Consider the following 11,180-nt stretch of genomic DNA (forward strand, 5'->3'; position numbering starts at 1 on the left):
GTTTTTTCCTGCCCAGCAACCACATATTTACTAATTTCCCCGCCCTACCCCCTGCCCCAGTATCTGGCGCAACTAAAACAACAAAGAGCGGGGAACTGTCATGAGTGCAAGTGCATCCGTGCCTGCCAGCGTGCAGCACGATCAAGCCGGCTTTCGCCGGGTCCTGGGGCTGGGGTCGCTGCTGGCGGTGGCCGTGGGCCTGGTGGTTTCGCAAGGGGTGATGGTGATGATGCTGCAAGGGGTCGGCGCCGCCGGCCTGGGCTTCATCGTACCCCTGGGATTGGCCTACCTGCTGGCCCTGAGCTACGCATTTTCGTTTTCCGAGCTGGCCTTGCTGATACCACGCGCCGGCAGCCTGTCGAGCTATACCGAAGTGGCGCTGGGGCATTTCCCGGCGATCCTGGCGACCTTCTCCGGCTACGTGGTGGTAGCCATGTTCGCCTTGTCGGCCGAGCTGCTGTTGCTCGACCTGATCGTCGCCAAGGTCTACCCCGGGGTGTTCCCGCAGTACTCGGTAGCCTTTGGCGTGCTCGCCCTGTTCACCGCGCTCAACCTGATGGGCATCGACATCTTCGCCAAGCTGCAGAGCGCCATGGCCGTGGTCATGGTGATCGTGCTGCTGATCCTCGGCGTGGCCGCGATCAGCGAAGGGCATGCCGAAGGGGTCACCACCACCCTGCTGCAGGGCGACTGGAACCCCATGGGCGCCGGGGTGCTGGCCCTGACCGCCATGGCCGTGTGGGGCTTCGTCGGCGCCGAGTTCGTCTGCTCGCTGGTGGAGGAGACCCGCAAGCCCGAACGCAACATCCCGCGCTCGATGATCATCGGCCTGACCGTGATCTTCGCCACCATCGGCCTGTACGGCTTGGGCGCGCTGTTCCTGGTGCCCCGCGAAGCCCTGAGCAGCGACGCCCTGCCCCACTACCTGTTCGCCACCACGGTGTTCGGCAAGACCGGCGAGGTGTTCCTGGTGATCGCCGCGGTCACCGCCACCTGCAGCACCCTCAACACCTCGCTGGCGGCCATTCCGCGCATGCTCTACGGCATGGCCTGCAACGGCCAGGCGTTCCCCCAGTTCAAGCAGCTCAGCCCGCGCGCCCGCACGCCGTGGGTGGCGGTGCTGTTCGTCGCGGCGATCACCGGCCTGCCGATCCTGCTGATGGGCCAGGATGCAGCGGCAATCAACCTGCTGCTGCTGGCCGCCGCGCTGGCCTGGCTGCTGGCGTACATCATCGTGCACCTGGACGTGATCGCCTTGCGCCATCGCTATCCGCATCTGAAGCGGCCATTCCGTACGCCGCTCTACCCACTGCCGCAGCTGTTCGGCATCGCTGGGATGCTGTACGCGATCTGGCATGCCTCGCCCAGCCCGGAGATGAACCTGAAGGTCTTCGGTACGGCGGGGCTGGTGCTGGCGGTGGTGTCGCTGATTGCCGTCGTGTGGATCAAGGGGGTGATGAAGAAACCATTGTTCAGGCCTGAGCCGTTGTAGCCCCATCGCGGGGCCAGCCCGCTCCCACAGGTAGCTGCAAAACCTGTGGGAGCGGGCTGGCCCCGCGATTGTCATGCCTGCTGCAGGTGATCCACCAACCGCCGCAACATCGCATCGCATCCCTGCAACTGCTCGACACTGACGAACTCATCGGGCTTGTGCCCTTGGTCCATGCTCCCTGGCCCACAGACCACCGTGGGGATACCCGCCTGGTCGAACAGGCCGCCCTCGGTACCGAAGGCCACGGTACCAAAGTCGAGCGAACCGCTGAGCAACGCCACCAGCTGTGCCGCCTCGCTTTCGGCTGGCGTGGCCAGGCCCGGGTAGGCGCTCAAGGCGCGCAGGCGAATGTCGCTGGCGGCACTGACGGCACGCATGCGCGGCAGCAGTTCGGCCTCGGCATAGGTCTGCAAGCGCTCGGCCACGGCCTGGGCCTCGAAGCCGGGCAAGGCGCGCACTTCGAAGTCGAACTCGCATTCCTCCGGGACGATGTTCAGCGCCCGGCCACCCTTGATCACCCCGGTCTGCACCGTGGAGAACGGCGGATCGAAGCGCTCGTCGTGGTGCTCGGGGCGCGCCAGGTCATCACCGATCTCGCCCAGCTTGCCGATCAGCCGCGCCGCGTACTCGATGGCATTGACACCATAGGGTGCATAGGCCGAATGGCAGGCGGCGCCCTGCACCTGGCAGCGCATGGCCAGCTTGCCCTTGTGGCCGAGCACCGGCTTGAGCTCGGTGGGCTCGCCGATCAGGCACAGGCGCGGCTTGTGCGTACGCTGTGCCAGGGCGGCTAGCATGGAGCGCACGCCCAGGCAGCCGACTTCCTCGTCATAGGAGAATGCCAGGTGCACCGGCATCTTCAGCGGCTGGGCAAGGAACGCCGGCACCGCCGCCAGCACCGAGGCGATGAAGCCCTTCATGTCGGCAGTGCCACGGCCATACAGCCGACCATCGCGCTCGGTCAGGCAAAACGGCTCGACGGTCCAGGCCTGGCCGTCCACCGGCACCACGTCGGTATGCCCGGAGAGCACCACGCCACCGCGATCGGTTGGCCCTATGGTGGCGAACAGGTTGGCCTTGGTGCCTGCTTCGTTGTGGAACAGTTCGCTTTCAACGCCAAGACCGCTCAGGTAGTCACGGATGAACGCGATCAACTCCAGGTTGGAGTCGCGACTGACCGTGGCAAAACCCACCAGCTGCTCCAGTAGCGCGCGACTGGAGAACTCATTCATCACCGGGTACCCCATAGCTCGGCGCGGCGGTCGGGTTCAGCGCGCGGGTCACGTAGTCCTGCATCTGCGGGCGATAGGCCTGCCACAGCGTATCCAGCTCGCCGATGGGATCCTGCTCGGCCCAGTCCACGCGCAGGTCCACCAGCGGCCAGGTCAGTTCGCCGGCGATCTTCAACGCCGCCGAGTGCACCGGCCCCGCCTCGCCACCGGCCGCCATGGCCGCGTGCATCGCCGCCAGCAGACGATCGGCCAGGTGGCCGCCGGCCTGTTCGAACGCCGCCACCATGGCCTCGATCACCGCCCGCGACGACAGCAGGTTGCCGGCCGCCGCGCATTGATCGCCCGCCACGGCATTGTGCACGCCCAGGGCCTCCTTGCCGGTGAACAGCGCGACCTGGCCATGGCTGTCGATCACCGTGACCTGACGATACTCGCTCCAGCCATTGGCGCTCAGCACCCGGTCCAATGCCGCGGCGGGTGGCAGCTGGCCCTGCTCGAGGGCATCGAGGATCTGCGGCCCGAGGGCCGGCAGGGTAATGTTCTGGGTCGACACCGCCCCGACCCCGGCACGCACCCACGGGCAGCGGGCGCCGACGGCGATGCTCGATGAACTGATGGCGATGCCGACCTGGCCGGTTTCCTGGCAGCGGCCGATGATGGAGAAGGTCATGGTGCAGCTCCTGTGTTGAGGTTACCGGCATTCTCGGTGGGCCCCGAAAGCTGCGAAACCAACATTTTCCTCGGTACTGGGCAGGAAAAAACTAAGGCCGCTCCTACAGGGTCCTGGGCAACCCTGAGAAGCCGCTGCAGCCCATTGCCAGCAAAGCCTTCGCCAATTTATCGGCAACCCCCAGCTAAATACTATTTTCGCGATTTCCCACTCATACCTAGTCTGGCCCCAGGCAAAGGCGGTCCCCACCGACCTGAACAAGAACGCCGCTGAAGAAGGGCTGGGACATGACACTGAACAACATCGAAATCGACACCCTCGTGGTCGGCGCCGGCCAGGCCGGCGTGGCCATGAGCGAACACCTGAGCAAGCTCGGGGTGCCGCACCTGGTACTGGAGCGCAACCGCATCGCCGAGGCCTGGCGCACCGGGCGCTGGGATTCGCTGGTGGCCAACGGCCCGGTCTGGCATGACCGCTTCCCGGGGCTGGAATTCGACCTCGACGCCGACGCCTTCGCCGGCAAGGACCAGGTCGCCGACTACTTCGAGCAGTACGTGCGCAAGTACAACCTGCCGGTGCGCACCGGCGTAGAAGTGAGAAAGGTGGTGCGCAACGCCGACCGCCCAGGCTTCACCATCGACACCAACCAGGGCGTGATCCGCGCCAACCGCGTGGTAGCCGCCACCGGCCCGTTCCAGCGTCCGGTGATCCCGGCCATCGCGCCGAAGGACGAGAGCCTGCACCAGATCCACTCCGCCGCCTACTACAACCCCGAGCAGTTGCCTGAAGGCGCGGTGCTGGTGGTGGGCGCCGGTTCGTCCGGCGTGCAGATCGCCGAGGAGCTGATGCGCGCCGGGCGCCAGGTCTACCTGTCGGTGGGCGCCCATGACCGCCCACCGCGCAGCTACCGCAACCGCGACTTCTGCTGGTGGCTCGGCGTGCTCGGCGAATGGGATGCCGAAATCGCCAAGCCAGGCCGCGAGCACGTGACCATCGCCGTGTCCGGCGCCCGTGGCGGCCACACCGTGGACTTCCGTGCCCTCGCCCATCAGGGCATGACCCTGGTCGGCCTGACCCAATCGTTCGAAGGCGGCGTGGCGCGCTTCCAGGACAACCTGGCCGAGAACATCAACCGCGGCGACGAGAACTACCTGGCACTGCTGGATGCCGCCGATGCCTATGTCGAGCGCAACGGCCTGGACCTGCCGGAGGAGCCCGAGGCCCGCAAGCGCCTGCCCGATCCGGACTGTGTCAGTCAGCCGCTGCAGCAACTGGACCTGGCCAAGGCCAACGTGCGCAGCATCATCTGGGCCACCGGCTACGGCGTGGATTTCAGCTGGCTGCAGGTGGACGCCTTCGACGCCAACGGCAAGCCCCAGCACCAGCGCGGCGTGTCGAAAGAACCCGGTGTGTACTTCCTCGGCCTGCCCTGGCTGTCGCGCCGCGGCTCGTCGTTCATCTGGGGCGTGTGGCACGACGCCAAGCATGTCGCCGGGCACATCGCCACCCAACGCACCTACCTGGCCTACCGCGACCGCGAGCAACGCGCCACGGATGAGCAGGACACCTCGATCAGCAACGTCAGCACCTTCGGAGCCCATTGATGCCTACCCACACTCGCATCCGCATGTTCAACACCAAGCAAACCTATCCCAACCAAACCCTGGACAACGACCTGTGCCAGGCCGTGCGGGCAGGTAACACCATCTACGTGCGCGGCCAGGTCGGCACCGACTTCGAGGGCCGGCTGGTGGGCCTGGGCGATCCTCAGGCCCAGGCCGAGCAGGCGATGAAGAACGTCAAGCAGCTGCTCGAAGAAGCGGGCTCGGACCTGTCGCACATCGTCAAGACCACCACCTACATCACCGACCCGCGCTTTCGCGAGCCGGTCTACAAGGAAGTGGGCAAGTGGCTCAAGGGGGTGTTCCCGATTTCCACCGGGCTGGTGGTGGCAGGGTTGGCCCAGGCCGAGTGGCTGATGGAGATCGATGTGATCGCAGTGGTGCCGGATCAGGCATGACGCATTGAAACGCAATCGCGGGACAAGCCCGCTCCCACCAGCGCACGCTGGCTTGTGGGAGCGGGCTTGCCCCGCGATCACGTCTAGCGGATAGCGCCGCGCTCGACGCCGCCCATCTGGCCAAACCGTCCGGCCTGGAAATCATCGAACGACTCGGCGATCTCCGCCTGGCTGTTCATCACGAACGGTCCGTAGCCAACGATAGGCTCGTCGATCGGCTCGCCGCTGAGCAGCAGCACGCTGACCTCCTCCAGCGCCTCGATGCGCACATCGGCGCCGTCGCGCTCCAGCAGTACCAGGCTGGCCGGCCCCGCCTCACGCTCGTCGTTGACCCGCAAGGTACCACGCAACACCACCAGCGCGGCATTGCGCCCGGCGGCCACCGGCAGTTGCAGGGTGGCGCCAGCATTCAGGCGCAGGTCCCATACGTCCATGTCGGTGAAGGTGCGCGCCGGCCCCTGGTGATCCAGGTAGCGCCCGGCGATCACTCGCAGGCTGCCCGCCTCGCCTTCCAGCGTCACCCGCGGAATGTCGCTGGCCAGCAGCGTCTGGTAGCCGGCAGCGGCACGCTTGTCCCTGGCCGGCAGGTTGACCCACAACTGAACCATTTCCAGCGTGCCGCCACTGCTGGCAAAGGCTGGCGAATGGAACTCTTCATGGATGATGCCGCCTGCGGCAGTCATCCACTGCACGTCGCCCGGACCGATCAGGCCACCGGCACCGGTCGAGTCGCGGTGCTCCAGTTCGCCCTGGTAGACGATGGTCACCGTCTCGAAGCCGCGATGCGGATGCTGGCCGACGCCGCGACGGGCCGTGGTTGGGGTGAAGTCGTGGGGGCCGGCGTAGTCCAGCAGCAGGAACGGACTGATGTACCGGGCCAGGTGATCGTAAGTGAACAGGCTGCGCACCGGGAAGCCGTCGCCCACCCAGTGGGCGTGAGGGCTGCGGTGGATACCCTGGATCTTTTTCATGAGAAGCCTCCTCTTGGATAGGTATAACCTTACCGAGGAGGCTAATTAAGCGGTAGATGGAGGAAATGACATGGATCGTCCCACTGATGGAACAGCCATACGACCCTGTGGGAGCGGCTTTAGCCGCGAATCAGGCGACGCGGTGCCTGGCACCGGCTCTGCCGGTGTTCGCGGCTGAAGCCGCTCCCGCAGGGACCGCATCGACCTGATGACACGCGGTAATTCGAACGATCAGGCGATCGCCGCGTCCACCAGCACCTGGGCTTCGGCCACCAGGCGCGCCAGGTGCGCCTCGTCGATGAAGCTCTCGGCGTAGATCTTGTAGATATCCTCGGTGCCCGAAGGACGGGCGGCGAACCAGCCATTCTCGGTCATCACCTTCAGGCCACCGATGGCTTGGTTGTTGCCCGGAGCATGGCTGAGAATCTGCTGGATCGGCTCGCCGGCCAGTTCGGTGGACTTGACCTGCTCCGGTGCCAACTTGCTCAGCAGCGCCTTCTGCCGCGCGTCGGCCTTGGCCTCGACACGGGTGGCGTAGGGCTTGCCCAGTTTCGCGGTCAGGTCGGCATAGATCTGACTCGGGTTGCGCCCGGTTCGAGCGGTCATCTCCGCCGCCAGCAGCGCCGGGATCAGGCCGTCCTTGTCGGTGGCCCAGACCGAGCCGTCCTTGCGCAGGAACGAAGCGCCGGCACTCTCTTCGCCACCGAAGCCCAACGAGCCGTCGAACAGGCCCTGGGCGAAGAACTTGAAGCCCACCGGCACTTCGTACAGCTCGCGGCCCAGATCGGCGGTGACCCGATCGATCAGGCCGCTGGAGACCACGGTCTTGCCCACGGCCGCGTCCTTGCGCCACTGCGGGCGATTGCGGAACAGGTAGTCGATGGCCACGGCCAGGTAGTTGTTCGGCTGCAGCAGGCCGTCGGCGGTGACGATGCCGTGGCGATCATGGTCAGGATCACAGGCGAAGGCCACGTCGAAGCGCTCGCGCAGGCCGATCAGGCCCTGCATGGCATGCGGCGAGGATGGGTCCATGCGAATCTGGCCGTCCCAGTCGACGGTCATGAAGCGAAAAGTCGGGTCGACCTCGGTGTTCACCACTTCCAGGTTCAGCTGGTAGCGCTCGGCGATGGCCGACCAGTAGCGCACCCCGGCGCCGCCCAGCGGGTCGACGCCCAGGCGCAGGTTGGCGCCGCGGATCACCTCGAAGTCGATGACGTTTTCCAGGTCGGCGACGTAGCTGCTGACGTAGTCGTGACGCTGGGTGGTCGGTGCCGCCAGCGCCTGCTTGTAGTCCATGCGCTTGACGCCGGCCAGGTTCGCCGCCAGCAGCTCGTTGGCCTTGGCCTCGATCCACTTGGTCACGTCGCTGTCGGCCGGACCACCGTTGGGCGGGTTGTACTTGAAACCGCCGCTCTGCGGCGGGTTGTGCGACGGAGTGATGACGATGCCGTCGGCCAGGCCCTGCTGGCGACCACGGTTGTAGCAGAGGATGGCATGGGACACTGCCGGGGTCGGGGTGTACTCGTCATCCTTGGACAGCATGACCTGCACGCCATTGGCCGCCAGCACCTCCAGCGCGCTGGCCGCGGCCGGGGCCGACAGCGCGTGGGTGTCGGCGCCGATGAACAGCGGCCCGTCGATGCCCTTCTCCTGGCGGTACAGGCAGATGGCCTGGGTGATCGCCAGCACGTGGTATTCGTTGAAGCTCAGCTCGAACGAAGTGCCGCGATGGCCCGAGGTGCCGAAGGCCACGCGCTGGGCCGCCACGGCGGCGTCGGGGCGGCCGGTGTAGTAGGCGGTCAGCAGGCGGGGGATATCGACCAGCACACTGGCCGGAGCCGGCTTGCCTGCCAAAGGACTGAGCGTCATGCGGAACCTCGAAATCAACGAATGTGGGTGTTGGAACGCGCAGTGTACTGGGAGTTTCAACGCCAGGCGATGGCAGCGTTCACGCCGACCGCCACCAGGCGGGAAACATCTGCCGCACCCGTGCCTGGGCAAATCGCTCGTCGATCAGCACCAGCACGCCACGGTCGTCGTCGCCTCGAATCACCCGGCCCGCGGCCTGGATCACCTTGCGCACGCCGGGATACAGGTAGGCATAGTCAAAGCCGGCACCGAACTGCCGCCCCAGGCGCTGCTTGAACTGCTCGTTGACCGGGTTGACCTGCGGCAGGCCGAGGGTGGCGACAAAAGCACCTATCAGCCGCGTGCCCGGCAGGTCCACCCCTTCGGCGAAGGCACCGCCCAGCACGGCGAAGCCGATCCCACTGCCATCGGCCTCGAAGCGCGCCAGGAACGCCTCGCGGCCCTGCTCGTCCATGCCCGGCGCCTGACGCCACTGGGGCAGTGACGGATGGCGCTCGGCCAGCAGCTGCGCTACCTGCTCGAGGTATTCGAAACTGCTGAAGAAGGCCAGGTAGTTGCCCGGCTGGCGGGCATACTGCGCGGCGATCAGCGCGACGATCGGCGCCACCGAGGCCTGGCGCTGTTGGTAGCGCGTCGAGACCTCGCTGACGATGCGCACTTCCAGTTGCTCGGCCTTGAACGGCGCGGCGACGTCCAGCCAGGCGACGTCCACGGGCAGCCCCAGCAGGTCGACATAGAAATGTCGCGGGTTGAGCGTGGCGGAAAACAGCGTGACGCTGCGCGCCGCGCTCATCCTCGGCCCCAACAGCCGCGCAGGGATCACATTGCGCAGGCTCAGGGTGGCCAGGCGCCGTCCTCGCGGGCCATTGCGCAGACTGATGTCGAACAGAAAGTGCTCATCGAACAGTTCGGCGATCCGGTTGAACTGCAACGCCTGGTAGAAGAACTCCTGCACCTTGGGCTCGACCTCGGCGGGCGACTGGTTCATCCGCTCCTGGATCAGGCCGACGCACTGCTGCAAGGCCCGCAAAAAGGCATCCGGCAGCCGCTCGCTGGCCTGGTACGGCGCTACTTGCGCCTTGTACAGCGCATTCCACTGGCGGTTCAGGCGGTCCAGGGCGCTGCCAAGGCCGACCGGCTTGCTCTGGCGCAGTGCCAGCAGTTGCCCCTGGTCCAGGCTCGCGCTGTACATCTGCCGCCCGCGCTCCAGCAGGTTGTGGGCCTCGTCCACCAGTACCGCCGTGCGCCACTGGTTGGCCTGGGCCAAGCCGAACAGCAAGGCATGTCCATCGAAATAGTAGTTGTAGTCGGCCACCACCAGGTCGACCCAGCGCGCCATCTCCTGCGCCAGGTAATACGGACAAACCTGGTGCGCCAAGGCCACCTCGCGCACGGCTGCGCGATCGAGCAGCGGCACCTTCGCGGCGGCCTCGCGGGCGGCAGGCAGGCGGTCGTAAAAACCCTTTGCCAGCACACAGGAATCACCATGACAGGCGTTTTGCGCAAACTCGCAGGCCTTGTCCCGGGCGATCAGCTCCAGGCCCCGCAGCGCCGACTGCGAACCGTCCTGAGTGAGCTGACGCAGGGCATCGAGCGCCAGCGCCCGGCCAGGGGTCTTGGCGGTGAGGAAATACAGCTTGTCCAACCCTTGCGGCACCACGGCCTTGAGCAACGGAAACAAGGTGCCGAGCGTCTTGCCGATGCCGGTGCTGGCCTGGGCCATCAGGCAGCGACCGGTGCTCACGGCCTTGTACACGGTCTCGGCCAGCTGGCGCTGGCCCTGGCGCCAGGCCGGCCAGGGGAAGGCCAGCCTCTGCAAGCCCTGGTCACGCTCGGCCAGGCGCTGTTGCTGGGCCTGGGCCCAGGCCAGGAAACGCTGGCACTGTGCTTCGAAGAACAGCTGCAGGTCGTGGGCGTGGTGGCGCTCGCAAAGGACCGTCTGGTCATCGCTGTCCACGTCCAGGTAGACCAGCGCCACGTCGATTTCCTGCAGTTGCCGCGCCTGGCACAGCAACCAGGCGTAGACCTTGGCCTGGGCCCAGTGCAGTTGCCGATGATTGTCCGGTTGGCGGGCCAGGTCGCCGCGGTGGGTCTTGATCTCTTCCAGGCGATTGCCCACCGGGTCGTAGCCATCGGCGCGGCCGCGCACGCGCAAGCCTCGATACTCGCCCTCCAGCGCCACCTCGACCTCGTAGCCGGCGGCGCGCCGGGCCACGATCCGCCGATGGCCAGCGATGCCTTCCTGGGCAGTGGGCGACGGGGTAAAGCGCAGGTCCAGGTCGCCTGACTTGGCACTGAACTCGCACAAGGCGCGCACGGCGACGCTGTAGTTCATGCCTGGGTCGCCTTCCAGCGCACATGGCAGACGACGACCGGCAGGCCGTGCTGCTGGCAGAACTCCAGCCAGCGCAGCTGATTGTCCTGCAGCCGATCGCCCGGCCCCTTGACCTCGACCATGCGATAGCCTCCCTGCCCCGGCCAGAACTGGATCAGGTCGGGCATGCCGGCGCGATTGGCGCGAATATCCTGCAGCAGCCGCGCGAAACAGGCCTTGAGGTGCTCGCCAGGCACATGCTCCAGCGCCAGATCGAGCAACGGCCCGTCGAGCATCGACCAGAACACGAACGGCGACTGCAGCCCCTGCTTGGCCAGGTAGCACTCACGGATGGCCTGGCGGTAGCTGCCATCGTCGAGCCGCCCAAGGCAGCGGCCGAACAGCGCGGCGCGGCGTTGTTGGAAGTCGCTGTCGTGCAGGTCCTGTGGGCCGGCCTGGAACGGGTGGAAGAACGCCCCCGGCACCGGCGCGAAGATCGCTTCCCAGCACAGCAGACCGAACAGACTGTTGAACAAGGTGTTCTCGACGTACCGCACCACCCCACCCGACTGCTCCAGATGCATGCGCACTGCCTCCTCCACGCCAAGGGCA

9 protein-coding genes are annotated in these 11,180 nt (G+C 66.5%); 3 read left to right on the top strand and 6 right to left on the bottom strand.

The features are described from left to right. Nucleotides 1-100: 100 nt before the first annotated feature. Entirely contained in the window at nt 101-1,492 is a 1,392-nt protein-coding gene (locus N5D48_RS24245; protein WP_279888542.1) for an APC family permease, read from the top strand. Nucleotides 1,493-1,563: 71 nt separating this feature from the next. Here the strand turns inward: N5D48_RS24245 and argE are convergent, their stop codons facing one another. Both argE and N5D48_RS24255 read right to left on the bottom strand, forming a co-directional pair. Then, a complete protein-coding gene (gene argE, locus N5D48_RS24250; protein WP_279888544.1) occupies nt 1,564-2,724 on the bottom strand; it encodes an acetylornithine deacetylase in 1,161 nt (386 codons plus the stop codon). Next, a complete protein-coding gene (locus tag N5D48_RS24255; protein ID WP_279888545.1) occupies nt 2,717-3,394 on the bottom strand; it encodes a DUF1028 domain-containing protein in 678 nt (225 codons plus the stop codon). The genes argE and N5D48_RS24255 overlap by 8 nt, the downstream gene beginning before the upstream one ends. Nucleotides 3,395-3,681: 287 nt before the next feature. Here N5D48_RS24255 and N5D48_RS24260 point away from each other — a divergent pair, with 287 nt between their 5' ends. Both N5D48_RS24260 and N5D48_RS24265 read left to right on the top strand, forming a co-directional pair. Then, entirely contained in the window at nt 3,682-4,998 is a 1,317-nt protein-coding gene (locus N5D48_RS24260) for an NAD(P)/FAD-dependent oxidoreductase (protein WP_279888547.1), read from the top strand. After that, nucleotides 4,998-5,414: a RidA family protein gene (locus N5D48_RS24265; protein WP_279888548.1), complete on the top strand. Its 417-nt coding sequence runs from the start codon at nt 4,998-5,000 to the stop codon at nt 5,412-5,414. The genes N5D48_RS24260 and N5D48_RS24265 overlap by 1 nt, the downstream gene beginning before the upstream one ends. Nucleotides 5,415-5,497: 83 nt before the next feature. Here the strand turns inward: N5D48_RS24265 and N5D48_RS24270 are convergent, their stop codons facing one another. The 4 genes from N5D48_RS24270 to N5D48_RS24285 form a co-directional block, all read right to left on the bottom strand. Beyond that, nucleotides 5,498-6,385, bottom strand: coding sequence for a pirin family protein (locus N5D48_RS24270; RefSeq protein WP_279888550.1), 888 nt, complete (start codon nt 6,383-6,385; stop codon nt 5,498-5,500). A 231-nt stretch (nt 6,386-6,616) separates the two neighbouring features. Next, complete coding sequence (gene pgm / locus N5D48_RS24275) at nt 6,617-8,254, bottom strand: phosphoglucomutase (alpha-D-glucose-1,6-bisphosphate-dependent) (protein ID WP_279888552.1); 1,638 nt, start codon at nt 8,252-8,254, stop codon at nt 6,617-6,619. A 79-nt stretch (nt 8,255-8,333) separates the two neighbouring features. Next, nucleotides 8,334-10,589, bottom strand: a complete 2,256-nt coding sequence (locus tag N5D48_RS24280; RefSeq protein ID WP_279888553.1) for an ATP-dependent DNA helicase — start codon at nt 10,587-10,589, stop codon at nt 8,334-8,336. Beyond that, on the bottom strand, nt 10,586-11,180 hold a 595-nt coding region (locus N5D48_RS24285; protein WP_279888555.1), incomplete at its 5' end, for a VRR-NUC domain-containing protein. The genes N5D48_RS24280 and N5D48_RS24285, both read right to left, overlap by 4 nt.

The organism is Pseudomonas sp. GD03858 (genome assembly GCF_029840925.1).
Taxonomy (GTDB): Bacteria; Pseudomonadota; Gammaproteobacteria; order Pseudomonadales; family Pseudomonadaceae; genus Aquipseudomonas.

Excerpts from the sequence above, each read along its gene's own strand:
- N5D48_RS24245 (WP_279888542.1), top strand. The coding sequence starts at position 101 with ATGAGTGCAAGTGCATCCGTGCCTGCCAGCGTGCAGCACGATCAAGCC.
- argE (WP_279888544.1), bottom strand. The coding sequence starts at position 2,724 with ATGAATGAGTTCTCCAGTCGCGCGCTACTGGAGCAGCTGGTGGGTTTT.
- N5D48_RS24255 (WP_279888545.1), bottom strand. The coding sequence starts at position 3,394 with ATGACCTTCTCCATCATCGGCCGCTGCCAGGAAACCGGCCAGGTCGGC.
- N5D48_RS24260 (WP_279888547.1), top strand. The coding sequence starts at position 3,682 with ATGACACTGAACAACATCGAAATCGACACCCTCGTGGTCGGCGCCGGC.
- N5D48_RS24265 (WP_279888548.1), top strand. The coding sequence starts at position 4,998 with ATGCCTACCCACACTCGCATCCGCATGTTCAACACCAAGCAAACCTAT.
- N5D48_RS24270 (WP_279888550.1), bottom strand. The coding sequence starts at position 6,385 with ATGAAAAAGATCCAGGGTATCCACCGCAGCCCTCACGCCCACTGGGTG.
- pgm (WP_279888552.1), bottom strand. The coding sequence starts at position 8,254 with ATGACGCTCAGTCCTTTGGCAGGCAAGCCGGCTCCGGCCAGTGTGCTG.
- N5D48_RS24280 (WP_279888553.1), bottom strand. The coding sequence starts at position 10,589 with ATGAACTACAGCGTCGCCGTGCGCGCCTTGTGCGAGTTCAGTGCCAAG.